This window comes from Parasphingorhabdus sp. JC815, from assembly GCF_040717415.1.
GTDB lineage: Bacteria > Pseudomonadota > Alphaproteobacteria > Sphingomonadales > Sphingomonadaceae > Parasphingorhabdus.
The window spans coordinates 1100649-1126603 of record NZ_JBFEFM010000001.1; the positions used below are offsets into that span (position 1 = coordinate 1100649).

Here is a 25955-nt window from a genome sequence, read left to right on the forward strand (position 1 = left end):
CCATTCACGGTTTTGTCGTCGGATGAACGCCCGCTGCGGCCGGTTCCCCAAACTCGTTCTGACCTTCAAGATCATCACCAACATTCTCGTCTTGAAGCGTATCAAGATGCATAAGCTTTTTGATCAAAGGTGATATAACCAGTACGCCGACGCCCACTGCAATCGCATACCATCCGACAGACATGTAAACATCAAGCACAATTTCTTTGCCCGATTCTTCACCGACAGCTTCTGCCCCAGTCGCAGAAGCAATCAGACCAGCTGCAAAATTGCCCGTCGCCGAAGCAAAGAACCAACTGCCCATGATCAAACTGGCCATATGTGCTGGCGCAAGACGGTTCATGGCAGAAAGACCTACCGGAGACAGGCAAAGTTCGCCGGTCGTGTGCAGCAGGTAGACAAGGAATATGAAGATAACCGGTGTCGCATTTTCCAGACCAGCGGCCTGCGCGCCCCAGACCAGAACCAGAAAGCCCAACCCGACCTGAACGATGCCCAGCCCGAATTTAAATGGTGCAGACGGCTCCATTCCTTTGCGGCCCAAAACTGTCCATACAGTTGCAAATACGGGAGCCAGCAAAATGATATAAATGGCATTGATGGATTGGAACGTCGACGCCGGCACTCCGGAACGATCAACATGCCTATCGGTAAACAGGTTAAGCGATGAACCAGCCTGTTCGAACAACGCCCAGAAAATGATCGACGTGACAATCAGGAACATCGCCGCAAAAATCCGGTCGCGCTCCTCCGACGACAGCTTGGATACCGCAGTATAAAGGACATAGAGTACCAGACCTCCGCCAAATATACCGAGCACATAACCGACCATATCCTGATACTGAATGGCGAGCCAACAGATACCGACCATCGCCAAACCTGCAATATACATCCACCATTCAAGCTTTATCCCGGCGATAGGCTGCTTCAGCCGTTCAGGATCAGAAGCCTCACCGCGACCCAGAAGCAAAGGTTTGCCCCAGATAAATACGATTAACCCGAGGAGCATACCGATTCCTGCCAGACCAAAACCATAGGCCCAGCCATATGTCTCACCAATGTAACCACAAAGCAGCGACCCCATTGCCGCACCGACGTTAATACCCATGTAAAAAATCGTATAGGCCCCATCCCTGCGCACATCGGTTCGCGGGTATAGTTGTCCGACAATCACAGAGATATTGGCCTTCAGAAAACCCGAACCAACAATGATCAGGGCAAGCGCCAACCAGAAAACACTGATCGCAGGGTTATTTACATGCCCAACCGCAGCTTCGCCTTCAAAAGCCATGAAAAAATGGCCGGCCGTTAGCAGCACAGCCCCGAACAAAACCGCTTTTCGCTGTCCCAAATAGCGGTCAGCCAGATATCCACCGACCACCGGCGTAATATAAACCAGCGCGGTATAAGCACCATAAATGATACCGGATTCGCTATCGGAAAAAAGCCAATGTTTCGTCAGGTAAAAAATAAGTAGTGCCCGCATGCCATAATAGGAGAAACGCTCCCACATTTCGGCAAAAAACAAGACAAACAGGCCTTTTGGATGTCCTAGAAATGTCCCTTTGGCATCTCCGGATTCTTGATACGCACTAGCCATTAACTCGGCCTCCCTAGCTGTTGCTAAGCCGTCTCCTGCGGCTCAATTGCTTTGCACCCTAGTCAAAAATCATCGCAAGTGAAGTAGATTGTTGCACCTGTGACCAGTTTTTGACCAGAAATCCCACTTGCATTTACCTCTATTCCACACGAGATGATAGCTATGCTTAACGATCTTTCCAGTTTGAACAGTTATTTATCCTCCCGTCGCTCTGCACGGCCACGCGATTTAATCGCCCCGGGGCCGAATGACGAACAGATCAAAAATATTGTCTCCACTGCCTTACGCACACCCGATCACGGAAAACTGGCACCATGGCGAGTCATCCATATCAAAAAGAGCCAGCGCAACCAATTAGCGGCAGAATTAACCAAGGCTTATCTTCTCGAAAAGCCGGATGCTGGTCGATTGGAACTGGATGCTTTGCAGACTATGGCACATCATGGACCAACTTTACTGGTAGTAATGTCTTCTCCTGTCACATCGAGCAAGATACCGATTTGGGAGCAAGAGCTTAGTTGCGGAGCATTTTGCATGAACATCATGCATGCTATTCATGCTCAAGGTTTTGTCGGTGGCTGGATTACCGGATGGCCGACATACAATGATACCATCCGCGACTTGTTTGGACATGCACCAGAGCGTGTGGCGGGCTTCATCTTCGCAGGAACAGCAAATTGTGATCTAGCCGAGCGTCCACGTCCCGAATTAGACACAGTTTTGTCCGCGTGGGACTTCAATCTCCGGAAATAACTGGTTTCAAACTATATTTATCCGCAGATACCCCTTGCCTGCATCGCTGTATTATGGCAGTGATGCACTATGCATAATTCCACTAAGCCAGTATATTTAAAACTCCGAGATATAATCTCCGACTCAATCCTTGATGGCCATTATAGCGAAGGTGATATGTTACCATCCGTCCGCGCTTTTGCGGTGGAACAAGGGGCCAACCCTTTGACAGTCGCAAAAGCCTATCAGGGCTTTCAGGAAGACGGGCTGGTTAGGGTCAAGCGTGGTGTCGGTATGTTTGTGGCCTCTGGAGCGAAGACGAAACTGCGCGAGCAACAGCGTGCCGATTTCTTCAAAAATGTCTGGCCACCTGTTGAACGCCAAATGAAGCGGCTGGATATACGACTGGAAGAATTGCTTGAAAATGAGTCCTGAATTCTGCGGATTTCCAAGCAATTTTACTGGTTCAGCACCTCTGATGCGCGTGTAAAACTAGCCTGATATATTGCATTTTGCGGCGTCATCACTGCAGCTTTCTTGAGTAGATCATATGCGTCTTTAGGACGTGTCCCTTGCTCCAAAAGCGCACGTCCATAAATATGTGTAACAACCGGGCTTGACGGCTGCACATGATACGCAATTTGCGCTGCTTTAACCGCTTTTTCTATTTGCTGCGTTTCGGTGTACGCATGGGCCAGTCCTGCCATAATCAAGGCATCATTATTCCCTATCCGTTGGCGGATATTTTCAAATATACGCTGCGCCATATCCCAGTTCTCAGCCTCCAGATACCCATAAGCCATCCAGCGCAGCCCTGAAAGACTGGTGGGATTATATGCCAGATATTCGGCCAAAACTTCCCCTGCCCTCTGCTGCTCCCCTCTTGCGCGGAGCAGATCAACAATACGAAGCATCACCGGTTCTGAAAAATATATGTTTTTTGCTTGTTCTAGAGCAGCTAAAGCATCATCCAAGTTCCCTTGGGCCATAGCAGCATCCGCAACCAGAATATGGGCATCTGTTGCGCCGGGGTTATCCTCTTGTAGATATCTGGCCTGAGTAAGCGCTCCAGAAAAATCACCGCTTTGATAAAGGGCGCGGATATAGGGTATTACAGTGGCTGCATTACTCTGGTCACGAATAGCTTGAACTCGCAAAAACTCAAACGGTGTTTCCGGAACAAACGCTGTTTTTTCTCCGATCTCATGGAGCGAAGCCCGCTGAAGGAAATCAATTGATTGCGGTCGCATATCCATTGATTCCAGCGAGCGACCACTTAACCAGAGCGCATAAGGTGCCGCACCGCCATGATCTGCCTGTGGCTTCAGTAAATTAATTGCTTCATCCGGTTCATTCACAAGATAAAGCAAACGCGCCAGAAGATTCCGGGCTTGCAGGTTGTTCGGTTGGAGAGAAGCCAGTCGCCGTAAATTATCTAGCGCAACATTATAATTTGTTTCTTCATACGCAATAACGCCTTGCACCAGCAAAACCGCTGGAACATCGGCAAGCCGTCCCTCCGTCTTTTGCATTAACCTGCGGGCAAGGTCGAATTTACCCGCACGCGCGGCGAGTACAGCTTGCATAAAAAAGGCGCGAGGGTTGCTGCCATCAAGCGCGATAATTTTCCGAGCTACCGTCAACATATCTGTCATCCGCCCAATGTCGCCCAAAGTCGCGGCATATTCAGTCAGAAGTGGCACATCGTTGGGAGCAATTTGAAGGGCGCGCTCGAACCAAGGCAGTGCTGCGGCTAAGCCAAATTGAAAACGCAACAGCTCACCACGATATTGTAGCGCACGAATGTTGCCTGGTTCCAGTTCAACCGCCTTTTCTATCGCCGCAATCGCTCCGGCTTGGTCGCCGGAATCGCCTCGAAATCGTGCTACATCAACCCATATTGTCGCATTGCCCGGATCTTTTTGTATGGCTTGATCAAACGCTCTGCTTGCCATAGCCTCATCGCCGGTTTGCAATGCCACACGGCCAATGATTCTGGCGGCATATGCCTGATGCTCAAACGGAATATCATCGGCAAGAAGCTGGTTTTTGGCTTCGTCCCATTTGCCCTGAAGTTGCAACGCATGTCCGTACAGGTGCCGGACCTTCGATATATCTAGCCCTAAATCAAATGCCCGTTCCAATTCCGCTTCAGCGCCGACACCATCCAAGAATTCCAGCAATATTTGAGCCTGTAACACACGCGCATCAATCCATTGCGGGTCGGCTTTTATGGCATTGAGCATTTCGATGCGGGCTGACCTTATATCACCGCGGGAGTGATAATCCTGCGCTTTGGCATAAGCGATCCGTGCATCTGCACTTCCGCTATTCGCTGCCCGGATTGCTGACGGTAAACTCGCAAACAACAGCCCAGCCACTATCACCAACACCAATGCTTTTGCATATGGAATTGAGATATTACTGAATAGCGTTCTCATGGCTCTAACTGGCCTGTTGCAACTTATATTGTTTCAGAAGGTCATATAATGTTGGTCTGCTGATACCCAGCAGCTTAGCCGCATTTGATATATTACCATTGGTTTGCGAGATCGCACGATTAATAGCAGAACGATCCGCGGCTTCCCTTGCGGCTTTTAAGTTAAGGAACTCTGTGGCGTCATTATCCACGCCCGCAAGATCAAGATCCTCCACGCCTATCATTTTACCATCTGCCATAATCACCGCGCGCTTGATTCGGTTCTCAAGCTCCCTGACGTTACCGGGCCAATTCCACGCATCCAAAGCAGCCAGTGCATCCGGAGCAATGCCTTTGACATCCGGATTGATTTCTGCAGAAAACTTTTTTTGAAAATGCCGGGCAAGCAAACTTGCATCGCCCGATCGCTCAGACAATGCCGGAATCTTTACTACAATTTCTGCCAGACGATAATATAAGTCTTCCCGAAAGCTATTATTTTCAATCATATTTTCGAGATTCTGGTGTGTGGCGCACACAATTCTGGTGTCCACAGCAATGGCTTTACGGCTACCCACGCGTTCAATGACCCGTTCTTGAATGAACCGCAACAGCTTGACCTGCAGCGCAAGCGGAATGTCGCCAACTTCGTCAAGAAACAAAGTGCCTCCGTCCGCTTGCTCGATTTTGCCTTCTGTCGTCTTGACGGCCCCTGTAAAAGCACCTTTTTCATGACCGAATAATTCGGACTCAAGCAGGTTTTCCGGAATAGCAGCACAGTTGATCGCCACAAAGGCTTTGTCCCGACGGTCGCTTGCGTTGTGCAGACCCCGCGCCAACAATTCTTTCCCCGTGCCGCTGGCACCTAATAGCATGACCGAAGCATTGGTATTGGCGACACGTTCAATCATCTGCGCGACCTTGAGCATCTCAGGAGCACCCGTAATAATAGTGCCCAGCACTTTATGGCTGCGGTCGTTTTTTGCTGCCAGACTGGCGTTTTCCATTTCCAGTTGCCGTACATGAAAAGCGCGGCGCACAATCAGGCTCAATTCGTCAATATCCACTGGCTTCTGGTAAAAATCCCACGCGCCTGCTGCAATTGCTCGTAGCGCACTTTCTTTCTCGCCGTGGCCAGACGCGACAATAATCTTGGTATCCGGTTTCAGCCGCAATATTGCGTCCATTGTGGCGAACCCTTCCGCCGTGCCATCGGGATCGGGCGGCAGACCAAGATCCAATGTTACAACAGCCGGCTCCTCGGCACGGAGCATATTAATTGCAGATTCACGATCTGCGGCAACAATGACCTCAAAACCCTCAAAAGCCCATTTCAACTGTTTTTGCAGTCCGGGATCATCCTCGACAATCAAGAGTTTTTCCGGCAGAGTTTTGTGTTTATCAGGCACGCTAAGCAGCCCTTTCATTTACTAATTCGTCAGTCAGCCAATCGGCCAGCGGCAATACCAATGTAAAACGGCTTCCCGCCCCTTCTTTACTTTCCACTTCAAGCCTTCCGTTCATTGCAGTCGCCAGAGCGCGCGCTTCATACGCACCTATGCCAAAACCGCCCTCTTTGCTTGACGCAAACGGTTTAAATAACTGGCTGCGGATAAACTCGCTCGACATGCCAGTGCCGCGATCAACAACTTCTATAACAAAACTTAAATCCCGGCGGCGGGCGTTTATTGTAATCGGTTGACCATCAGTGCTGGCGTCAATGGCGTTTTGGATGAGATGTCCCAATATCTGATCGACCCGCACTGGATCAGCTATGACAGTGAGATCATCAATCTCCACAGTTTCAATCTTGTGCAGTAGGCGCTTTTTCTCAATAATAGACTGTAATAGAGCAGCGAGTTGAACTGGCTTAGGCTTCGCAGGCCTGGCTTTGTTATGCTGAGCCAGACGTTCCAGCAGACCGTTCATCTTGTCCGCAGAATCCTGCAACGTAGAAATCATATCGGTCTGGAATTCGGGATTATTGGCATGCCGCTTTGCGTTGCGAGCCAATAAACTGAGCTGACTGACCAGATTTTTGATGTCATGCATGATAAACGCCATTCGACGGTTAAATTCTTCAAATCGCTGTGCTTCAAGCAATGATTCCTGACTGCGCTCTTCTGCTAAATAGCTCGCCACCTGTCGGCCAACCACGCGCAGCATATCAAGATCTTCCCAATCCAATGTCCGGTTTATATATGGCCTTGCCAGAACAACTAAGCCAGCCAGTCGATCGAAATGAACCAGCGGAACAGCCGCCCATGTTTGCGCGTTTTCGACCATCCACTCCGGGATTGCTCTAATATCTATTTGTTCGGCTTTGCCTGCACGCAAACTGTCAAACTCGATAATATGGCCCGTCTGTTCAAAAAACGGAACAGTGGCTGGGGTGCAAGCTCGCGAAGGGACATCTATAGTCGGCCAGTTCCAACGAGATTGCAGAGACAAACATCCAGAATCATCTGGCATAAGTAATATACCCGCAGGAGATTCCGTAATATCGGCAATTGCTTTGACTACGCGTTCATGAAGGGGGGCGCTATCGGAACCGGGCCGCCCGATCGTATCGGTAAACCTGATCCACTCGGCGCGATAATCGTAACGATGCTGAAAGAAGTTTTTCGCCAGCTTAACTTTAAGCCAGGCACGGAATTTTACTGACGGTATCAGCAGCAAAGCTGCCACCGATGCTGCAAAGAGAAAGCTGATCTGTGCGAGTCGGGCATAATCGCCTCCAACTAGTTGCAGTATCGAAGCAATGATAACCATCATCAATAGATATCCACCGATAACGACGAGAGATAAGGAACGAAAAGCTACGCTGCGTGAGAGTTTCAATTTCCATTCGGTATTACGAATTGATGCCAATACAAATATCGGCGCGAGACACACCATTGCAGGACCACGCATGGCGATAAGCTCGACTGGAAATTGCTGGGTCAAATAGGTTATCGTGAACAAGTTCAGATCGTAAGTCCAAATAGCCGCCAAAGAAGCCATAGGCAGCCTGATATTCCAACGCGTTTCAGGGGCCGAAATGGAGAATAGATTGTGCACAAGCACTAATGCGCCGACTGAAAACAGCATGCGAAGCAGCACGGATGTATAAGCTGCCACCCCTTCAAAATACACGCTAGCCGAAACGGGTAACAACGCATCCACAATGACCTGGCCGAGCAGAATAGCTACTAGTGCAAAATATATAATATTTACCGCCGTGGGTTCATTCCGTCCCTCGCCTGTTCTTAACAAAACAAACATAAAGACCAGCCACCCCAGATTCCGCAGGGATTCAGCGAAACTGGAAATTGTCGATAAAGCGCCCTCAATAGTAATTGAGAGCGCCCAAAAGCTTGTCAGAGCCAGCGCTATTACAAGGGCAAGCTGCCCTTTGTTACGGGCTGGTTTTTTTTGGAATTGCCAGATCGCTAAGGCCGTAAAGAGCACGGCTGCCAGACCATGTCCGAATATACTGACATGAGACAATATAGCACTCATCTCAACGCGCACCCTCTGGCCAGAGGACAACCCGGATGGTTTGTAGCAGAATCAAAATATCAAGAAACGGCGTATAGTTTTTGGCATAGTAAAGATCATATTCCAGCTTGTGCCGGCTATCCTCTATAGAGGCTCCATAAGGATAATTGATTTGTGCCCAGCCGGTGATACCCGGCTTTACCATATGTCTTTCTGCATAAAATGGCATTTTGGTTTGAAGATCATCAACAAATTGCGGGCGCTCCGGGCGAGGTCCGACAAAGCTCATCTCACCCGTCAAGACGCTCCACGCCTGTGGCAGTTCATCAATGCGGACCTTGCGGATAAATCTTCCTATTTTGGTAATTCTCGGGTCATTTTCACTGGCCCAGACTGCTTTTCCACTTACCTCGGCATCCGCGCGCATCGAACGAAGTTTCAGTATATTGAATTTCTGTCCATATAGACCAACGCGTTCCTGTTTGAAGAAAGCGCCGCCCCGGCTTTCCATTTTTATGAGCGCTGCAAACAGCAAAACAATTGGTCCGGTGAAAATCAACAAAAGTAAACTCAGAACTATATCGAAGCTGCGTTTGAAAACTGTCGATAATCTGCGGCCCGAAGAAAAGCCGTCAGAAAAAATAAACCAGCTAGGATTAACACTATCCAAATCTACGCGCCCGGTTTCTCTTTCCAGGAAACTGGACATATCATTGACATGAACCCCCGTTGTTTTGATGGTCAGCAAGTCTGCCACGGGCAAGGAATTTCTTCGTTCCTCAAGCGCCAACACGACCTCGCTAACTCCCAAGTCAATAACATGCTGTGGCAAATCGTCTATTTCGGAGCGCTTAATCGCTGTTTTTACAATTGCCGGACCCTCATTCATGCTTACGAAGCCGCTAACGATAAAGCCGCTTTCCGGCTTTCTCGACAGCTTCGCGATACGATTAGCCCTCGTACCGGATCCCAAAATTAGAATCCGCCGTTTGAACACGCTCATGTCTAATATAGTGCCCAGAATCACGCGCACGGCCATCAACAGGAAGATAGATGACAACATGGCATATAAGGATATCGAGCGCCAAAGCGTGATTCCCGGCAATGTAAACGCCAATATTGACAGGAAAATAATAGCTAAAGAAATAGCGACTATTATTCTGGCTGCGGCAAATCTGAGTGATTGAAGTGCCTCTGTTCCATATACTCCCACAGCAATAAGAGCGATCTCAAGTGCCAGAGCAAAGCTGAAAATCGGACCGGGGCGGTCATAAATTGTTCCTGCGTCCATTCCGATTTGACTGGCACGCAATACCCAGCTCATTTCCGCAGCAAAAGCCAGCAGACATAAGTCCAGCAGTCCAAGAAAAAGAACGGGGTAAGGAATATAATGTTTAAATAGTCTTATCATTAAGCGTACAATCTCTGGGGTGGTCGCTTATGTGATAAGTGAAATTGTTTAGCTGTCGGTTAATTTTACACTATTTTACGGTAATCTTTACAACGCTTAGCTTGGCGAGGTTGGCGATTGTTCAATTTTCCGACAATCGCGGTTAATCGCTAACGAAATTATAAGGTGTCAGGCCAGTTTTCCGCTCATTGAACTTTATAGTTCGGTTTTTGGGAGGAGCCGATCGCTGGGGGCATTGCACTCGGGTACATGCAGCACAGCCCAAACCAATTGGTTTGGCGTTGTCGGACGACAGGTTTTTCCCTCGTGCATGGTAGAGTGTGCTGGCCAGTTCCGCTGAAAGGCCCAAGCCTATCGCAAATTCGGGAGCATAGCCACCTGCACCCGCACCGATTCCAGCAACAGCTCGCGATATAGTGAACCATGTTGTCTCATCCTCAAGTGCGACTAACTGGCTGTGCACCTCTAAAGGCTGGTCGAACACGCGGTGTATATTCCACAATGGACAGCGATGGGCACTTTCAATCAACGCGGCATGACTAGCGCCAGCGAAGCGTTTGGAAACCTGTCCCGATCGGTCAATACGGATCATAAAGAACGGTAATCCACGCGCACCGACCCGCTGAAGCGTAGTCAATCGGTGCGCGACCTGTTCAAAGCTGGCTCCAAAGCGTCGTTGTAAAACCTGAATTTGATATCCTGTTTGTTCGCAAGCCCTTAAAAATCGCGCATAAGGCATCAACAAACTAGCAGCAAAATAGCTGGACAGATGACGGCGATAGAGGCGCTGTGCAGTTGTATCTTGAAACTTAGCGCCCGAGACCAGACTATCAATTTCAGCCTGTGCCTCTATCTCGCCCAGCAATATCGCTGCCTGAAAAGTGCGGGACGCCGGATTAAGCATTTCCGACAGTTGCAACTGACGTGCGTGCAAATCCAGCCGCCGCAATGTTTCTGGCAATACCGTTTCGGGTAATACCCTGATTGTAAGCTGATGTTTGACCCGCAGTCTTTCAGCAATAGCCCCGTAAAGATCTGCCGCACCCATCCGCAGTTCATCGGCCAGAGCCTCCGCAGCAGCATCAAGATCAGCAAAATGGTTGCGCCAGCGTTCTATTTCTTTACGCACCAACTGAATCGGATCAAAAATTTCGAGTGCGCTCCCCAGCTGTCCCGTTAACCGGTTGTCAAACAGCCTGACAAATGCCTCTGCCGCATTTGGTGCAGCGGATAGCCATTCCTCCACCTCACCCCGGTCAATAGCTAGATCATCAAACATGGGATCGGCCAGTCGTCTGCTAATACCGTCAATGCCTCCACCAGGCTCATCCGCAGCCAACTGCCGTGGATCGAAATCAAAACGATCAGCAAGCAGTAATAGCAGTCGCGCACTTAATGGCCGCTGATTACGCTCGATCAGATTCAAATAACTCGGAGAAATATCAAGCGCATCTGCCAACGCGACCTGGGTCATATTTGCCGCACGACGCAGCCGTCTTATCGCTGCTCCTGCAAAAAATTTTCTATCTGCCATACAGATGGCTATGTAAATTAATTTACAATTTTACAATATGAAAATGCAATAGTCGCTTTATTTACAAACTATTTTGTAAATTATCTTTGCATCCTCTGCGATATTCGCCTTAACAGTGATTATCCCGATCACGGTAGGATCGATTCACAAACAGTTTCCTGGGGAGGAAAAGCTATCCGTCGGAGCCTTGCCGCTCCGGCGGATTTTTTTTGAATATCGCCCGTAAGAGTATTTTAACGCAAACGAGCTATAATTCGGTTGGTGTTAATCATTAGTTTGCGGTGACTGTCATGATCAAAGAAGCGGGCATTTTCATCATTTCAGCTGGGTTTTTGATATATTTTATCTCCCCCGTTCAGGAAGAGCAAAAACCTCCCCCTGTAAAAATCGAAACCAAGCAAAAAACAGTCTCTGCTACTTCAAATGAAGACGATTATTGGGGCGGTGAAGAATATGGCGAGGAAGAAGATCAAGAATTCGTTTTTGGCGAACCGATGATGAGCACTGAACCTTTTTCGCAAACAGATACCAGAAACCTAGATGAAGATTACGCATCAACTGATGAACACGTATCAACCTCACCTTCTCCTGCTTCCCGTGCTGTGAAGAACCGGCCCGTTCACAGGAGCAGTCCCAAATCCGGCGAGCTTGGCAGTGCGACAAACCCTATCCCGCTCAACTGATCAAATATAATCCATATTCCGCGCCTGAGTGCGGCGGCAATTTTCCTTGGCACCTTTGCGTGATCGAACGCTATTTATAAAAGCGATATATCTCGAAAGCGCGAAAATCGTGTATTTAATTGCAGCGTTTCAAAACATATTGATCTGGCTCGATGATAAAAACAAAGTCATCTTCTCCAGATATTTCGACAGGGCCGTCCATCTGAAACCGTCCGCCAGCCTCTCCGGTTTCTTCATCCACCGCTAAATCAACAAGCTTGAGTGTCAACCGGCCGTCAGCCCATTGCCAAGTTCCGGTCAATTCTTCCGAAACAAAACTTCCGTCCAGACCTAGAATCCAGTTGGTTGGCAGGTCACAAGTTTCTTTGGCAAATGCCCAGCGTCCTTCAAAATAAGAAGCGGTAACCGGCTCACCATCCCAATTTCCCGGTTTGTGAGTTGCTGCAATCAGCATAGTAGCCGCTAAAATAGTCAGCCCGATAGCCTTTACAGATCGCATGTTAGTCACCGGAAATATTGACCGGATCCTGCTGGGGATTCATAATGTCCAAAGCCGCCGCAGTCAGGGCTTCTGCCCCTGTAGCGACTACTTTTTCTGCATCGGGCGCCCATAGAGGGCTATGGAGCGAAGGCAGCTTTCTGCCCTCGTTTTGCGCCGACTGATATTCATCCATTGGCACCCCGCCAACCCAGATAATCATACTTTTTATAGTCTCATCAGCCCGGCGATATCGACTGAAATCCTCACCACCCATAACTGGCTTGGTTTGCACAACCCGCTCTTTGCCAAATCGCGCCTCAAAAAGTTTCGCCATCTTTTTGGTAAATTCGGGACTGTTATAGGTGGCGGGTGTATATTCATCTTCACGGATACGAACGACCGGCATTTTATCGTCGGGGAGTCCAGCAGTCACCGCCTCCCCTTTGACAATCCGCCTGATCCCGTCCAGCAATTTGGCACGTGTATCATCGGAATAGCTACGCACGGTCAGCAGTAAATTCGCCTTGTCAGGGATAATATTATGCTTGAAACCGGCCTGAAAACTGCCAACCGTCACGACAGCGGAATCCTGAGGATCAATTTCGCGGCTGACCAGTGTTTGCAGCGCACCAACAATACGCGAAGCGATCACAATCGGGTCTTTGGTTGTATGCGGATAGGCACCATGCCCACCCACGCCCGGGATCTCTATATCCACGCTATCGACGTTGGCTAGAGCAAAGCCCGGCGTATAGCCGACGTGTCCGGCAGGTGCTCCCGCTGCATCGTGAAAAGCGATAACATAATCAGGCTTCGGAAAACGCGTATAAAGACCGTCTTCCAACATCGCCTTGGCCCCCTCCCCGGTTTCTTCCGCCGGTTGCAGGATCATCACAAGCGTCCCGGACCATTCATCCTTGCGCGATGACAATTGCCGTGCCGTTCCGACCCAACCGGCCATATGCGTGTCATGACCACAGGCATGCATCACGCCTGTATCATTGCCTTCGCGGGTCTTTGCCATAACTTTTGACGCAAACGGCAATCCGGTTTTCTCGATCAGCGGCAGGCCGTCCATATCCGCCCGGATCATCACCGTCGGCCCCTCACCATTTTTCATCACGGCGACAACGCCAGTGCCGCCAACTTTTTCCGTAACATCAAAGCCCAGCCGTTTCGCCTCGGCAGCCAGCTTTGCAGCGGTTTTAAACTCTTCACCGCTTAGTTCAGGGTTGGCGTGCAAATCGCGGTATATTTCCATCAGCGAGGGCAAATCCGCCTTTATCGCATCAGTTAACGTGTCAGCTTGTGCAATCTGGGCCTGTGAGAATAATAAGACACCTGTCGCAGTCAAAGCGATGTTGGATAATCTTCGCATACTTGTCCCCTGACCCATTATTTCTGATATAGAAAAAGAGCCTAAACCCAAAGCCACCGCATGCAAGATATAATTCTACACGATAAAATGGCGGCTCTGAGATTAAACTATCACTGCGCCGTCCACCCTCCATCGACCGAAAGGTTCGCGCCCGTGATCGCGCTTGCTTCTTCTTTGCACAGGAACAGGGCCAACGCAGCGACCTGATCAATTTGGACGAATTTCTTGGTCGGTTGCCCGGCCAGCAGCACATCATTCATCACCTGTTCGCGTGTCATGTTTCGCGCTTTCATGGTATCAGGTATCTGGTTTTCTACTAGCGGCGTCCACACATAACCGGGGGAGATTGTGTTGACGGTAATGCCTTGCGCCGCCACTTCCAGTGCGACCGTTTTGCCAAAGCCTGCTATCGCATGTTTGGCAGCATTATATGCCGATTTATATGGACTGGCGACTTTGCTGTGCATCGACCCTGTATTGATAATCCGGCCCCAACCGCTTTCTTTCATGCCGGGCAGTACCGCCTTGGTGGTGTGGAAAGCGCTGTTGCAGATGATGTCCATGATAGCGTTCCACTTGTCTTCGGGAAACTCATCGACCGGGGCAACATGCTGAATGCCTGCATTGTTAATCAAAATATCAACGCGCCCTAATTGCTCAGCACAGTCGGCTACCATCTGGCGAATTTCATCGGGTTTCGTCATATCGGCCTTGCTATAAGCGGCTTTTGTTCCGCTCAGACTTTCAAGTTCCTGGCGAAATGTTTCAATTTCACCGGCATCACCAAAGCCATTTATCATGACAGCGGCTCCTTCTGTCGCCAACGCCTTGGCATAGCCACCGCCAATTCCGGATGTTGATCCTGTAATCAACGCGGTTTTACCCTCAAGAAACATCTATTTTCTCCTTTTCGCGACCTTAATTCAGTCAGGAATGACTGCAATGGAAATTTGTAAAACTATTATCGAATGCTTGCGCTTTTGTGCGGTTCAGGCAATTTATGCTGATAACAAAAGGAACTGCTATGCGCTTAGGTGATCTGGACCCCAGCAAGAATGTTCGCGATCATGGTAGCGGCGGAGGCAGACAATTTGGCGGAGGCGGAGGCGGCCTTGGCATGTTGTTGAGCTTTCTGCCCATGCTGCTTGGGCGGAAAATGGGCTGCGGCACGATATTGCTAATCGGTGGCGGGGTGCTTGCCTTCATGTATTTTGGCGGGCCTGGCATGATAACCGACGGCACTACCACGGGCAGCGGTGGTTTTTCGGCCAGCAGGTCCGGTAAAGCCGTTGCCTATGATACGCAGGAAGAACGATTTGCCGGTCAGGTGCTGACATCTACCGAACAAACATGGTCAAAACTTTTTCAGGCCAGTGGATCACAATACACACTGACAACTATCAATTTTTATCAGGGTGGCGTTAATTCCAATGGTTGCGGCTCCGCCAGTTCAGCAGCAGGACCATTTTATTGTCCGGCAGATCAGGGCATTTATCTCGACACCTCTTTTTTCAAGGAGCTTGAAACAAATCTCGGCGCAGCGGGTGACTTTGCCAAGGCTTATGTCATCGCCCATGAAGTCGGCCACCATATCCAGAATTTGACCGGAACTGCGGCTCAGGTACGTCAGGAGCAAGCCCGCGTCAGCAAAGCAGAGGGCAACGCCCTGCAAGTGCGGATGGAGTTGCAGGCAGATTGCTATGCCGGGGTCTGGGCAGCGCAAAATGCCGACCGGATGGAACCGGGCGATGTTGAGGAAGGCCTGACCGCAGCGCATGCAATTGGTGATGACACTTTGATGCGCGGTGCCGGACAGCGCCCGGTGGAAAGCATGTTTACGCATGGCAGTTCCGAGCAGCGCATGGCGTGGCTGAAAAAAGGGCTGCAAACAGGGGAACCGGCCACCTGTGATACATTTGCAAGCGGCGCGGTTCGTTAGTTTTCCAGCTTAGCTTGAAGGCCGCTTCTGTAACGTCCGCGTCCAGTCTAATCGACGGGTCACAAACATTACCCCGGCCAGAGCGGCAAATATCAGCAATGATCCGATGAGCAGCGAATATGCCTCAAGGCTAAGCAAAATATAGATCACGGCATAGAGCGACGCCAATAATCCACCGATCATCGATGCCCTTCGCCAAGTGGATAGCACCGATGCAGCATAGGCGGTTATCAACCCGATCGTGGCAAGAGACGCCGTTATATAAGCTAATGCAAAGCCGATAATCTCTGCAAAGGCAAGCAACAGTACAAAGAATAATATCAGCGCGACACCGACCAATATATATTGGACCGAAGAAATACGCACGCCGCCAATCAGATCGAACAGCAAAAATGCAACAAAGGTAAAACCGATGAAGAGGAAGCCATATTTGGTGGCCCGGCTGACTTGATCATATAAATCAACCGGTTGTATCAGGTTGATCGTCACACTGGATGGTTCGCCGGAACTATCAAAGCTCGTATATGGTCTGTTGTTGCTTTGTGGATAGACTTGCTGACTTGCCTGTGTGGAAGTCAGCGCGCTGCCAAGCGCCAAATTAGTAATAGCGTATTTAGCTGTAAAACCAGCCTCTGTAACCTCATTTTTCGGTAGAAATCCGCCAGTGAAACTGGGGTGCGGCCATTGAGAGGTAACGGACCAGTTGGTCTGTCCCGCACTGGGCACCATTGTCAGACTTTCGGTTCCGCGAAATTTAACGTCATATTTTACCGTGATTGTGCCATCTGCCAAATCGGTCGCATCCAACCACGCAAAAAACCCTCTATTACCGGTTTCGCCAAGCCCCCTACCCGGTTGAAGGACAAGCGGCTGGCCATCAACCGAAAGCATATTATTCGCCGCCAGTCCTCTGGCATCGGAAAGACCAAAACGGATTTCTGCGCGCGCGAAATCTATCGTCGCCGGATCAATGCCGGACCGGGCGAAATCGTCGGGTAGCTTGAACGTGGCCAAGCCAGTCACATTACTATTGTAAATCACGACCTCATAAATGGAGCGGCTTTTTACCTCGGTTTTTATATCGCTATCAAAAGTCATGGCTTCAGGTGAGAGATACAGGTTTTGCATCACGATTTCTGTCCGCGTGACAGTTTTGCCATCTTGCTCTACCGACCCTTGCACCTTGGCCTTATATGGCAGCACAATTTTTGGACCGGAAAACACTTGCTGACCGCCCCAGCCTGTGACGATAGATTGCTCGGCTTGTTCGCTCTGGCTCTGGCGATCATAAATTAACAGCCAGCTAGCAAAAAGCGGAATTGCCAGCAAAAATCCCGTCAGCAATACTAACATGAATTTACCGCCCGGTGACCGCTCCCTTTTCTCGGACTCCTCTGACTGCTGCTTTTGGGCTGCTTCCGTCATTATGTGCTTTCCTTCTAAATCCCTGTATTTGTACCACAACTGCTCTTAAAAGCCGTTATCAATACTCTAATCATAAACCATAATCTTTTATTTGAGGCTGGAAACGAGGCTAACATGCGACGAATTAACACATTATCGGATTGCCACAATGTGAACGATTTTCGTTCACTAGCGAAAAAACGCCTGCCTTTTCCGATATTTGATTATATTGACGGCGCCGCTGATGACGAGGTGACACGCCGCCGTAATACCGCCGCTTATGAAACATGTGACCTTGTGCCCAATGTCCTTGCCGGGGTCGAGACTATCGACATGAGCACGACGGTTATGGGCCAAAAACTGGCCATGCCCCTGTTTCTTGCTCCGACTGCACTGCAACGCCTGTTTCACTGGCAGGGCGAACGCGGTGTCGCGCGTGCAGCCGAAAAATTCGGTACGTTTTTTGGTATCTCGTCCCTCGCCACCGTCAGTATCGAGGAAATTGGCGAGAGTATCAGCACACCCAAGATGTTCCAGCTATACGTGCACAAGGACAAAGGTCTGAACAAATCCATGGTGGAACGGTGCAAAGCTGCAAAGTTCGACGCGATTACCCTGACTGTGGACACTATTGTTGGCGGAAACCGTGAACGCTGCCTGCGTTCCGGCTTTACCAGCCCGCCAAAAATTACTCCCGCCAGTTTCCTGAGCTATGCCACCAAACCCGCCTGGGCGCTGAACTATTTGTTCCGCGAGAGTTTTGAGCTTTCCAACCTGAAAGACCATGTAGCAGAGGGTACGAACGTCGCTCTGTCCGTAGCGGACTATTTTTCAACCATGCTCGACCAGTCGCTTGACTGGGCCATGGCAGAAGAAATCCGCAAGGATTGGGGCGGAGAGTTCTGTCTGAAAGGTATTATGTCGGTCGAGGATGCCAAACGCGCAGTGGATATTGGTGCAACAGCAATCATGGTTTCCAACCACGGCGGACGGCAATTGGACGGCTCACGCGCCCCCTTTGACCAACTAGCAGAAATTTGCGATGCGGTCGGAGATAAGATAGATGTTATCTGCGATGGCGGTATTACCCGCGGCAGCCATGTGTTAAAAGCACTTAGCGTCGGGGCCAAAGCCTGTTCTGGCGGACGGCTCTATCTTTATGCGCTTGCCGCGGCTGGTCAGGCGGGTGTGGAGCGCACACTCAGCTTGCTGCAAGCGGAGATAGAGCGGGATATGAAACTTATGGGCGTGACCGCGGTGGACCAGTTAAATCGCAAAAATCTGCGGTATCGGCTATAAAAATCAACGGTGAACACGCACTGACAGGAAAATTATAATGCGAAGATTCGTTACATCGGCAACAATAGCATTGCTTCTGGCGTTACCGGCACAGGCCCAAACCCCCGATCCCGATGAGTCCATGGAAAAACATGCCGAAAAAGCGATCGTCACGCCGGCGAAAGATATTGGTTTGAAGAAAACCAAGATACCCGAAAAGCTAATCGCTATTCAGGATGATCCCTATTCGCTTGAAGGCCTGCGCCGCTGCGCTGCGATTATTAAGGAAGTGACTGAACTGAACGAAGTTCTGGCAGCCGATGTGAATGAACCGGTCGATAAATCCAAAGCGGAAAAGCGTGAAGAAACTGCCGGGCGTGTTGCGGGTGGTGTGATTGGCGGCATCATCCCATTCCGCGGAATTGTGCGGGAAATATCCGGCGCTGCGGGCGATGAACGCAAATATAACGCAGCGGTTTATGCCGGTGTAGTACGGCGGGGTTTTTTGAAAGGTGTAGGGCGTGAACGCGGTTGCAAAGCCCCTGCACGGCCCTAGAGATTTATCTAACTCTACGGACAATATCACCAATTGGCGAATCCCGGACCCGTTTAACTGGCTCTCACAATCCAGATACCACCGTCCAGTGTAACCTGGCCATTATTATCATGCGGTGCAAATGCTTCTTCCAAGGCTTTGAGTATCTCAGGCTTCACGGCGTCATCAACCTCGGCCAGCGCTCTTGATGCCGGGCCAATCTGCGTTGAAAAATTAACAGCTCCTTCGGCACCGCCCGATTGTGTCAGACACAGATCGATAGAATGTGGAGTGATAGATACATCGCCACAACCCGCTTGCGACAATATGGTTTTCAAGCGCTCCGCATCAGCAAAGGCAAAAGGCCCGGGGGCGTGCGGATCTGTTGCTGGCGCTTCAGGCAGAAAAGGTTTGACCACCTGCATCGGAACCATCATCCATTGGTTCATTTTAGGCTCTTGCCAACAAGCAAAAACCATCCGGCCACCGGGCTTTAGATTGGTTTTAATATTCGAAAAAGCCGCTACTGGATCTTCAAAAAACATCACACCAAATCGCGATATGATAAGGTCAAATCCCTCATCTGCGCGATATTCCGATGCATCGGTCAACAGCATTTCGGCGCGCCCATCAACGCGCGAGCGGGCCAGATCCAGCATCGGTTTTGACACATCGACACCAGTGACCTCAGCGCCAGCCTCTACCGCTATCAGCGAGGTTTCACCCGTTCCGCAACCAATATCCAAGACGCGTTCGCGCGGCGCAATGGCCGCAGCATCCATCAACAGGGACGTAACCGGTGCCAGCATCCGGTCCATAACGTCCTGTTGCTGCGTCCATTTCAGACCGGCATTGTCATTCCAATATTCGATCTGGTCTTCGTTAGACATGACGGGTCCATACCTCAGCTATTGATGGTAAAACGATGTTTTGTAATCCGGAACACGTCCGGATTACATCAATAAACCCGCTTCTTCGGCTCCACATATTTCGCTTCGTCGGTCAATGTATAGTCATGGACCGGACGATAACCGATCTCGACTTTGCCGGTCCCGCGAGACTTGTCTGGTCCGCCCCAGCCACTGAACGTTGCAACCGTATGTTTCATCCATTCCTTGTCATTACGGTCTTCGTAATCTTCTTGCATATGCGCGCCGCGGCTTTCCTTACGGTTGGCTGCACTTTCCATCGTTACCACAGCCTGCCCCATCAGGTTATCAAGCTCTAGCGTTTCGATAAGGTCAGTGTTCCAGATGAGCGAACGGTCAGTAACATTGATATCGCCCATTTTCTCGTTCACCGCACGCATAGCGCTCACGCCTTCGGCCAGCAATTCATCGTCGCGGAAAACAGCACAGTTTTTCTGCATTGTTTTCTGCATCTCGGTGCGTAGTTCAGCAGTCGGTGTGCCGCCTTTAGCATAGCGGAAATGATCCAGACGGGTGAGCGCCAGATCAGCAGCATCCTTTGGCAACGGCTTGTGCGGTGCGCCGGGAGTCAGCTTGTCTTTAAGACGCAGACCCGTAGCGCGGCCAAAGACCACCAGATCGATCAACGAGTTGGAGCCAAGTCGGTTCGCACCATGAACCGAAACACAGGCGGCTTCACCCACGGCGAACAGACCGGGCACAACAGCGTCCGGATTATCCTTGGTCGGGTTCACGACTTCCCCGTGATAATTACAAGGAATACCGCCCATATTATAATGCACTGTCGGCACAACCGGCAGCGCTTGGCGTGTCAAATCGACATTCGCAAAAATCTTGCCGGTTTCGGTAATGCCGGGCAGACGCTCTGCCAAAACAGCCGGATCAATATGGTCGAGATGGAGATAGATATGGTCTTTTTCCGGACCAACACCGCGCCCTTCACGAATTTCGGTGGCCATGCAACGGGATACAACGTCCCGGCTCGCCAAATCTTTCGCGCTTGGTGCATAGCGTTCCATGAAACGCTCACCTTCCGAGTTGGTAAGATAACCACCCTCTCCGCGTGCGCCTTCGGTAATCAGCACGCCCGCGCCGTAAATGCCGGTCGGGTGGAACTGGACGAACTCCATATCCTGTAATGGTAATCCAGCGCGCAGCACCATACCGCCACCATCACCAGTGCAAGCATGCGCTGATGTTGCGCTGTAATAGCAGCGGCCATAGCCGCCGGTAGCCAGCACAACTGCATGGCCGCGAAACCGGTGGATTGATCCGTCTTCCAGACAGATGGCAATCACGCCTCGACATTCCCCGTCTTCCATGATCAGGTCGATCGCGAAATATTCAATATAGAAATCCGCATCATATTTCAGGCTTTGCTGGTACAGCGCGTGAAGCATTGCGTGACCGGTCCGGTCGGCGGCAGCGCAAGTCCGCTGTACCGGCGGGCCTTCACCCAAATTCTGCATATGTCCGCCAAACGGGCGCTGATAAATCGTGCCATCTTCGTTGCGGGAGAATGGCACACCGGCATGTTCCAGTTCATACACGGCTTGTGGTGCTTCGCGAACAAGATATTCAATCGCGTCCTGGTCACCCAACCAGTCAGAACCTTTGACCGTGTCATACATGTGCCAGGTCCAATGATCCGGCGTATTGTTGCCGAGCGAAGCGGCAATGCCGCCCTGCGCCGCGACCGTATGCGACCGTGTTGGAAAAACCTTGGTAATACAGGCGGTTCTCAGTCCCGCCTCTGCAGAACCCATGGTTGCACGCAAGCCGGACCCGCCAGCCCCTACGACAACCGTATCGTACATATGGTCAATAATCTTGTAAGCGGGCTTTGAATTAGTGTTAGTCATTAGGCGACCACTCCAGTAAAGGCGACCTTGGCAACAGCGAAGATACCAAGCGCTGCACCGCCAATGGCGAAAAAGTTAAGCAGGATGATGAGGCCGAATTTCGTACCGTGATCGGGAATATAATCCTCGATCAACACCTGCAAGCCAAGCCGCAAGTGCCAGAAAATGCTGACCAACATCAAAATCATCGGAACCGCAACCAGCGGCGAAGACAGCCAGCCGATCAACAATTCATGTTCGTAATTGGGCAATCTCAGCAACGAAATTAAAAGCCAACCGACCAACGCAAGGTTGCTAACGGCTGTGACCCGCTGAATAATCCAATGGTGCGCGCCTTCCTGAGAGGAGCCAAGGCCGCGAACCTTGCCAATATCTGTTCCTGATCCCATCGTTCTATCCAATCAGCTTTGTGTAGATGAAAAACCAGAAAGCAGCGGTTGTCAGCAGCGCCAATATAGGCACGGCGGTCGACCACTTCCTGTTTAATTGAAGCTCGTAACCTGCGCCCGTATCAAGCACCAAATGGCGCAAGCCGGAATATGCATGTTCGAACAGTGCAAATGTCATACCGATCATCACGATGAAACCGGGAATGCTCGTCATAATATTGACGAAAGTTTCATAAGCCTCTGGCCCTGAAGCGATGCTATATAGCCACCACACCAATATCGGCGCGCCCAGCAAGGCAAGCGCGTCACCCGTAGCGCGGTGGAGAATAGAGACCAGCATATGCGGTCCCCATTTATATATTCCCAAATGCGGCGATAATGGCCGGTTTGTTGGTTTAACCAATTTTTGTCCCCTGATCAGAGAGCCCCGCTCCGCGATTGCGGTTCCGGAGTCTATGTAAACGAACCCGTGCTTTAGCGAAAACGTGGCGCCATGCAAACAGGATAGCAGGGTTTTTCTGCCCCGTCAGTCGGGTTTTGATATAAAGTGCCGGTTCAAACGCGTAAATTGCGATCAGCCTATTAAATTTATGAGTAATTCATGCATCTCCTGTTGGACCTTTTACTCCGTCCGCTCTATTTGTTGACCACATGACAAAAACACATATTCTCGTAACCGGCGCCAGCCGCGGTATCGGCAAAGCAATATTAAACAGCTTTGATTCAGATACTGTCCGCGCGATCGGACAGAGCACCTCGGGCGAAACAGGCCTTTTGAAATCGGATTTTACCAGCGCGGATGAAGTCACTCGTTTGTGGCAGGAGGCTCTGGACCGGCTAGATGGCCGGATTGATGTCCTGATAAACAATGCCGGAATTTTTATTCCGAATCCGATTACCAATAGCGAAGCCGAGTGGTTGGAAAGCTGGAACCGCACGTTACAAATCAATCTCACCGCTTCGGCCCAGCTTTGCCGGTTGGCTGTGCAGCATTTTCACGAGAACGGCAGCGGCGGGGACGGCGGCAGGCGGATCATCAATATCGCTAGCCGCGCGGCCTATCGCGGCGACGGGCCGGATCATTGGCATTATGCGGCATCCAAAGGCGGAATGGTCGCAATGACCAAATCCATCGCCCGCGCTTATGCCAGTGAAGAAATCCTCGCCTTCGCCATTTGCCCCGGCTTTACCATGACGGGCATGGCGGAGGACTATCTGGAAAGCCGTGGCGGTGAAAAGCTGTTACAGGATATTCCGCTGGGCCGCGTGGCCCAGCCAGAAGAAATTGCCTCTATAGCCAAATATTGCGCTCTTGACGCACCCGCGTCGATGACGGGGGCAATCCTAGATGCCAATGGCGCGAGTTTTGTCCGATGATACCACGCATTTTGATAGATAGCGCGCAAATTCCCGGCAGCGGGGAGCTTCGGCTTTTTCAGCGTGGCAAGGAATTTTCCATCATGCTCGGTAATAACGAGTTGATGAACAGCCGCCTTAGCGGATCGGAAGAAGCCCTCGCCACCCTTCCTTGTGAACGCTTATCCGGCCATAAGGCACCCCGGCTGTTGATCGGAGGACTGGGCATGGGGTTTACCCTGCGCGCCGCCCTGCCCATGCTGGAGGCTAGCGCAGAGATTATCGTTGCGGAACTCGTCCCCGCCGTCGTCAAATGGGCGCGTGGTCCGATGGCAGAAATATTTGATGGCAGCTTGTCCGACCCCCGCGTTACAATTAAAACCACAGATGTGTTTGATCTGATATCCGGACATCAGGACCAGTTTGACGCGATCCTGCTTGACGTCGACAACGGCCCGGACGGAATAACCCATGCATCGAATGACCGATTATATAGTCTTGCCGGTTTGAAGGCCGCCAAAAAAGCTCTGCGTCCCGGCGGTATATTGGCAATCTGGTCCTCTGCGCCCGATGCAGCATTCACCCGGCGGTTAACCAAGGCCCGCTTTGCGGTTGAGGAAAACCGGGTGCGCGCCCGTGGCAAACGCGGCGCACATCATATGATCTGGATGGCGACCAGAAATTAAATCCATAGCTTACTCTATTGCCCTGATTAAGTTCACTACAAGATAAAGTAGATATGGATTAAAATTGCCGATCACATCGTTTCCCTGTCAGCACTGTAAGACAGGAGACATCACAATGCGTATTTTAACACTGATTACCGGCCTTTCAATTTGCGGAACCCTAGTCGGAGCCGCCATGCCAGCAATAGCGCAGTCTGGCACCGACCAGCGTATAGAAGTTCGCGAAGAGCCGGTCGCCGGGCAATATGACAAACATTGGTATAATTATCGCTCTGATATTCTGGAAGCAGATAAAGAGCTGAAAAGCGATCTGCGCCGGGCTACCGATGACGAGGATATACGCGATGCTTGGGAAGAATATAAAAATGAGCTGATAGACGCCGACAAGGATTATGTCGAGGAAATGCGAGACCGCAATTACCGCGTTGGCAGGGTGACAATTGGCAACTAAAAATAACCAAAGCAAATGAAAGGCGGGATTATTTCCCGCCTTTTTATTTGTAAACTGGCTGACCTATTTCCAGCCAGCCTCCCGCAATTTACGTTCATTTTCCGCATTTACCGGCTGACCAGTCATCATATCTGCGACTTTTTGATTGATCTCGCCGCTTGATGCCTGACGATAGCTGCTAGTGGTGCCGGTTGGAGCGGCTGCTTGCAAACGCCATTGCTGTTGGTCGTAACAGGCTATTCCGGCCACCGCTGCGCCAGTGAAGCTGCGGCACACATTGCCGGACTTGGCCCGGAAAGTCAGGCCGATACGATAATCGGCTTCATCGGACTGCACAGACGCCAATTGTGTATCCAAGGCGTTTTCAAGCGCCCCGCTTGCGATCAACGCGTCACCGGTTTGGCGGAAAGGGCCGCTATCGGAACCCAATCCGAATTGCCCGACAGCTACTCCGATCATCAATGTTGCCGCAATCGCGCCCCATTGGGCAAAACCGAATCTGCTTTTTTGTTTCGAAGCATCTTGCCTGACAGACTGGTCAGCCTTCCGTGAGGCAAAGCTTCTATCCACATTGCCGGATGCAGATCCTGTCAATAATGACGTCAGCCGATCCGGTATTTCCTGAGCAGCGACAGGTTCATAATGGGCAGACAGCTTGTCTCTTAGCGCCCGTTCTTTTGCGACCCGTTCTGCCAAGTCAGCATCATTAGTCATGGCTTTTTCAATTCGCTTTGCTGTTACGGCATCACATTCACCGTCAACATAAGCCATGATGGTTGCACTATCGTAAGTCATGCTGCCTCCCCCAATGCGCGTTGCAGCGCTTCGCGCCCGCGTACCAGCCTTGAAGTTAGCGTCCCAATCGGAATATCCAGCAAATCAGCCGCCTCTTTATAGGCAAACCCCTCAACCAGCACGAGTGACACCGCTTCTCGCTGTTCCATCGGCAATTCTTCCATGGCGCGGTCCACATCCGTCAGTTCCATTCTTGCTTCCATCCGTTGATGGTCGTCACCTGCCACATTTTCCATTGCATGATCGTCATTCGCCGTATGTTCCCGCCGTCCGGCAGAGCGCACCGTATCTATCCATATATTTCGTGTAATTCTGTACATCCAGCTATCCAGTCTTGTTCCGCTTTGCCATTGATCTCGTTTTAACAGAGCGCGTTCTATGGCCATCTGACACAGATCGTCTGCATCATCGATGTTCCGTGTCAGGCTGCGAGAAAACCGCCGTAATCTTGGAAGCAACTCCATCAAATCCTGTTCAAATGCCATTCAGCGCTGATATCCTTTATATATCTTCTATGGATGAAACGATGGACCGCGCTCGTTTAATCCCTGATTATGAAAAAAAGCAAATTTTGCAGTATAAATGTTATTGAAGCTATGCACCGGGTAACCGG

Annotated in this window: 25 protein-coding genes; 9 read left to right on the plus strand and 16 right to left on the minus strand. The window is 50.6% G+C overall.

The annotated features are described in order from the left end of the window. Positions 1 to 4: 4 nt before the first annotated feature. Positions 5 to 1600 (minus strand): oligopeptide:H+ symporter, encoded by a 1596-nt coding sequence (locus tag AB1K62_RS05330; RefSeq protein WP_367001853.1) that lies wholly within the window; start codon positions 1598 to 1600, stop codon positions 5 to 7. A 162-nt stretch (positions 1601 to 1762) separates the two neighbouring features. Between AB1K62_RS05330 and AB1K62_RS05335 the strand changes: the two genes are divergently transcribed. Next, the gene (locus AB1K62_RS05335) at positions 1763 to 2353 is read left to right on the plus strand and encodes a nitroreductase (RefSeq protein WP_367001854.1); all 591 of its coding nucleotides are present in this window, start codon (positions 1763 to 1765) and stop codon (positions 2351 to 2353) included. A gap of 69 nt (positions 2354 to 2422) precedes the next feature. Beyond that, positions 2423 to 2767 carry a GntR family transcriptional regulator gene (locus AB1K62_RS05340; protein ID WP_367001856.1) on the plus strand — a complete coding sequence of 115 codons (345 nt, stop codon included), beginning with the start codon at positions 2423 to 2425 and terminating at the stop codon, positions 2765 to 2767. 23 nt (positions 2768 to 2790) lie between these two features. On the opposite strand, the gene AB1K62_RS05345 is transcribed toward AB1K62_RS05340, so the two are convergent. The 5 genes from AB1K62_RS05345 to AB1K62_RS05365 form a co-directional block, all read right to left on the minus strand. Beyond that, the gene (locus AB1K62_RS05345; RefSeq protein ID WP_367001857.1) at positions 2791 to 4773 is read right to left on the minus strand and encodes a tetratricopeptide repeat protein; all 1983 of its coding nucleotides are present in this window, start codon (positions 4771 to 4773) and stop codon (positions 2791 to 2793) included. Between the two features lie 4 nt (positions 4774 to 4777). Continuing rightward, positions 4778 to 6160, minus strand: coding sequence for a PEP-CTERM-box response regulator transcription factor (gene prsR, locus AB1K62_RS05350; protein WP_367001858.1), 1383 nt, complete (start codon positions 6158 to 6160; stop codon positions 4778 to 4780). 1 nt (position 6161) lies between these two features. Beyond that, positions 6162 to 8252 carry an XrtA/PEP-CTERM system histidine kinase PrsK gene (gene prsK, locus AB1K62_RS05355; protein ID WP_367001860.1) on the minus strand — a complete coding sequence of 697 codons (2091 nt, stop codon included), beginning with the start codon at positions 8250 to 8252 and terminating at the stop codon, positions 6162 to 6164. Between the two features lies 1 nt (position 8253). Further along, complete coding sequence (locus tag AB1K62_RS05360; protein WP_367001862.1) at positions 8254 to 9642, minus strand: TIGR03013 family XrtA/PEP-CTERM system glycosyltransferase; 1389 nt, start codon at positions 9640 to 9642, stop codon at positions 8254 to 8256. Positions 9643 to 9784: 142 nt separating this feature from the next. Beyond that, positions 9785 to 11176 (minus strand): short-chain fatty acyl-CoA regulator family protein, encoded by a 1392-nt coding sequence (locus tag AB1K62_RS05365; protein ID WP_367001863.1) that lies wholly within the window; start codon positions 11174 to 11176, stop codon positions 9785 to 9787. A 290-nt stretch (positions 11177 to 11466) separates the two neighbouring features. Here AB1K62_RS05365 and AB1K62_RS05370 point away from each other — a divergent pair, with 290 nt between their 5' ends. Then, positions 11467 to 11859, plus strand: coding sequence for a hypothetical protein (locus AB1K62_RS05370; RefSeq protein ID WP_367001864.1), 393 nt, complete (start codon positions 11467 to 11469; stop codon positions 11857 to 11859). Positions 11860 to 11974: 115 nt separating this feature from the next. Here AB1K62_RS05370 and AB1K62_RS05375 read toward each other — a convergent pair whose 3' ends face one another. The 3 genes from AB1K62_RS05375 to AB1K62_RS05385 form a co-directional block, all read right to left on the minus strand. Next, a complete protein-coding gene (locus AB1K62_RS05375) occupies positions 11975 to 12358 on the minus strand; it encodes a hypothetical protein (protein WP_367001866.1) in 384 nt (127 codons plus the stop codon). Position 12359: 1 nt separating this feature from the next. Then, positions 12360 to 13718, minus strand: coding sequence for an amidohydrolase (locus AB1K62_RS05380; protein ID WP_367001868.1), 1359 nt, complete (start codon positions 13716 to 13718; stop codon positions 12360 to 12362). 110 nt (positions 13719 to 13828) lie between these two features. Continuing rightward, the gene (locus AB1K62_RS05385; RefSeq protein WP_367001869.1) at positions 13829 to 14614 is read right to left on the minus strand and encodes a 3-hydroxybutyrate dehydrogenase; all 786 of its coding nucleotides are present in this window, start codon (positions 14612 to 14614) and stop codon (positions 13829 to 13831) included. Between the two features lie 104 nt (positions 14615 to 14718). Between AB1K62_RS05385 and AB1K62_RS05390 the strand changes: the two genes are divergently transcribed. After that, entirely contained in the window at positions 14719 to 15657 is a 939-nt protein-coding gene (locus AB1K62_RS05390; protein WP_367001870.1) for a neutral zinc metallopeptidase, read from the plus strand. 9 nt (positions 15658 to 15666) lie between these two features. Here the strand turns inward: AB1K62_RS05390 and creD are convergent, their stop codons facing one another. Beyond that, entirely contained in the window at positions 15667 to 17082 is a 1416-nt protein-coding gene (gene creD, locus AB1K62_RS05395) for a cell envelope integrity protein CreD (RefSeq protein WP_367001871.1), read from the minus strand. Between the two features lie 114 nt (positions 17083 to 17196). Between creD and AB1K62_RS05400 the strand changes: the two genes are divergently transcribed. Both AB1K62_RS05400 and AB1K62_RS05405 read left to right on the plus strand, forming a co-directional pair. Next, entirely contained in the window at positions 17197 to 18360 is a 1164-nt protein-coding gene (locus AB1K62_RS05400) for an alpha-hydroxy acid oxidase (RefSeq protein ID WP_367001872.1), read from the plus strand. A gap of 37 nt (positions 18361 to 18397) precedes the next feature. Beyond that, entirely contained in the window at positions 18398 to 18895 is a 498-nt protein-coding gene (locus AB1K62_RS05405; RefSeq protein WP_367001873.1) for a hypothetical protein, read from the plus strand. A gap of 53 nt (positions 18896 to 18948) precedes the next feature. Here the strand turns inward: AB1K62_RS05405 and AB1K62_RS05410 are convergent, their stop codons facing one another. The 4 genes from AB1K62_RS05410 to sdhC form a co-directional block, all read right to left on the minus strand. Next, positions 18949 to 19764, minus strand: coding sequence for a class I SAM-dependent methyltransferase (locus AB1K62_RS05410; protein WP_367001874.1), 816 nt, complete (start codon positions 19762 to 19764; stop codon positions 18949 to 18951). A 68-nt stretch (positions 19765 to 19832) separates the two neighbouring features. Next, on the minus strand, positions 19833 to 21665 hold the full coding sequence (gene sdhA / locus AB1K62_RS05415) for a succinate dehydrogenase flavoprotein subunit (RefSeq protein WP_367001876.1): 1833 nt from the start codon (positions 21663 to 21665) through the stop codon (positions 19833 to 19835). Beyond that, positions 21665 to 22054 carry a succinate dehydrogenase, hydrophobic membrane anchor protein gene (gene sdhD / locus AB1K62_RS05420; RefSeq protein ID WP_367001877.1) on the minus strand — a complete coding sequence of 130 codons (390 nt, stop codon included), beginning with the start codon at positions 22052 to 22054 and terminating at the stop codon, positions 21665 to 21667. Before sdhD ends, sdhA begins: the two co-directional genes overlap by 1 nt. 4 nt (positions 22055 to 22058) lie before the next feature. Continuing rightward, the gene (gene sdhC, locus AB1K62_RS05425) at positions 22059 to 22457 is read right to left on the minus strand and encodes a succinate dehydrogenase, cytochrome b556 subunit (protein WP_367001878.1); all 399 of its coding nucleotides are present in this window, start codon (positions 22455 to 22457) and stop codon (positions 22059 to 22061) included. 248 nt (positions 22458 to 22705) lie between these two features. Here sdhC and AB1K62_RS05430 point away from each other — a divergent pair, with 248 nt between their 5' ends. From AB1K62_RS05430 to AB1K62_RS05440, 3 genes are all read left to right on the plus strand, one after another. After that, on the plus strand, positions 22706 to 23431 hold the full coding sequence (locus AB1K62_RS05430) for an SDR family oxidoreductase (RefSeq protein WP_367001880.1): 726 nt from the start codon (positions 22706 to 22708) through the stop codon (positions 23429 to 23431). Further along, on the plus strand, positions 23428 to 24096 hold the full coding sequence (locus AB1K62_RS05435) for a hypothetical protein (RefSeq protein ID WP_367001882.1): 669 nt from the start codon (positions 23428 to 23430) through the stop codon (positions 24094 to 24096). Before AB1K62_RS05430 ends, AB1K62_RS05435 begins: the two co-directional genes overlap by 4 nt. Before the next feature lie 115 nt (positions 24097 to 24211). Next, positions 24212 to 24547 (plus strand): hypothetical protein, encoded by a 336-nt coding sequence (locus AB1K62_RS05440; protein ID WP_367001884.1) that lies wholly within the window; start codon positions 24212 to 24214, stop codon positions 24545 to 24547. Between the two features lie 63 nt (positions 24548 to 24610). Here the strand turns inward: AB1K62_RS05440 and AB1K62_RS05445 are convergent, their stop codons facing one another. Both AB1K62_RS05445 and AB1K62_RS05450 read right to left on the minus strand, forming a co-directional pair. After that, positions 24611 to 25342 carry an anti-sigma factor gene (locus AB1K62_RS05445; RefSeq protein ID WP_367001886.1) on the minus strand — a complete coding sequence of 244 codons (732 nt, stop codon included), beginning with the start codon at positions 25340 to 25342 and terminating at the stop codon, positions 24611 to 24613. Then, a complete protein-coding gene (locus AB1K62_RS05450) occupies positions 25339 to 25827 on the minus strand; it encodes an RNA polymerase sigma factor (RefSeq protein WP_367001888.1) in 489 nt (162 codons plus the stop codon). The genes AB1K62_RS05445 and AB1K62_RS05450 overlap by 4 nt, the downstream gene beginning before the upstream one ends. Positions 25828 to 25955 lie beyond the last annotated feature (128 nt).

Coding starts and splice junctions, on each gene's coding strand:
- AB1K62_RS05370 (WP_367001864.1), top strand. CDS start 11,467: ATGATCAAAGAAGCGGGCATTTTCATCATTTCAGCTGGGTTTTTGATA.
- AB1K62_RS05340 (WP_367001856.1), top strand. CDS start 2,423: ATGCATAATTCCACTAAGCCAGTATATTTAAAACTCCGAGATATAATC.
- AB1K62_RS05330 (WP_367001853.1), bottom strand. CDS start 1,600: ATGGCTAGTGCGTATCAAGAATCCGGAGATGCCAAAGGGACATTTCTA.
- AB1K62_RS05430 (WP_367001880.1), top strand. CDS start 22,706: ATGACAAAAACACATATTCTCGTAACCGGCGCCAGCCGCGGTATCGGC.
- creD (WP_367001871.1), bottom strand. CDS start 17,082: ATGACGGAAGCAGCCCAAAAGCAGCAGTCAGAGGAGTCCGAGAAAAGG.
- AB1K62_RS05345 (WP_367001857.1), bottom strand. CDS start 4,773: ATGAGAACGCTATTCAGTAATATCTCAATTCCATATGCAAAAGCATTG.
- AB1K62_RS05435 (WP_367001882.1), top strand. CDS start 23,428: ATGATACCACGCATTTTGATAGATAGCGCGCAAATTCCCGGCAGCGGG.
- AB1K62_RS05365 (WP_367001863.1), bottom strand. CDS start 11,176: ATGGCAGATAGAAAATTTTTTGCAGGAGCAGCGATAAGACGGCTGCGT.
- sdhD (WP_367001877.1), bottom strand. CDS start 22,054: ATGGGATCAGGAACAGATATTGGCAAGGTTCGCGGCCTTGGCTCCTCT.
- AB1K62_RS05390 (WP_367001870.1), top strand. CDS start 14,719: ATGCTGATAACAAAAGGAACTGCTATGCGCTTAGGTGATCTGGACCCC.
- AB1K62_RS05375 (WP_367001866.1), bottom strand. CDS start 12,358: ATGCGATCTGTAAAGGCTATCGGGCTGACTATTTTAGCGGCTACTATG.
- AB1K62_RS05385 (WP_367001869.1), bottom strand. CDS start 14,614: ATGTTTCTTGAGGGTAAAACCGCGTTGATTACAGGATCAACATCCGGA.
- prsK (WP_367001860.1), bottom strand. CDS start 8,252: ATGAGTGCTATATTGTCTCATGTCAGTATATTCGGACATGGTCTGGCA.
- AB1K62_RS05410 (WP_367001874.1), bottom strand. CDS start 19,764: ATGTCTAACGAAGACCAGATCGAATATTGGAATGACAATGCCGGTCTG.
- AB1K62_RS05405 (WP_367001873.1), top strand. CDS start 18,398: ATGCGAAGATTCGTTACATCGGCAACAATAGCATTGCTTCTGGCGTTA.
- AB1K62_RS05360 (WP_367001862.1), bottom strand. CDS start 9,642: ATGATAAGACTATTTAAACATTATATTCCTTACCCCGTTCTTTTTCTT.
- AB1K62_RS05335 (WP_367001854.1), top strand. CDS start 1,763: ATGCTTAACGATCTTTCCAGTTTGAACAGTTATTTATCCTCCCGTCGC.
- sdhA (WP_367001876.1), bottom strand. CDS start 21,665: ATGACTAACACTAATTCAAAGCCCGCTTACAAGATTATTGACCATATG.
- AB1K62_RS05400 (WP_367001872.1), top strand. CDS start 17,197: ATGCGACGAATTAACACATTATCGGATTGCCACAATGTGAACGATTTT.
- AB1K62_RS05380 (WP_367001868.1), bottom strand. CDS start 13,718: ATGCGAAGATTATCCAACATCGCTTTGACTGCGACAGGTGTCTTATTA.
- AB1K62_RS05440 (WP_367001884.1), top strand. CDS start 24,212: ATGCGTATTTTAACACTGATTACCGGCCTTTCAATTTGCGGAACCCTA.
- AB1K62_RS05450 (WP_367001888.1), bottom strand. CDS start 25,827: ATGGCATTTGAACAGGATTTGATGGAGTTGCTTCCAAGATTACGGCGG.
- AB1K62_RS05445 (WP_367001886.1), bottom strand. CDS start 25,342: ATGACTTACGATAGTGCAACCATCATGGCTTATGTTGACGGTGAATGT.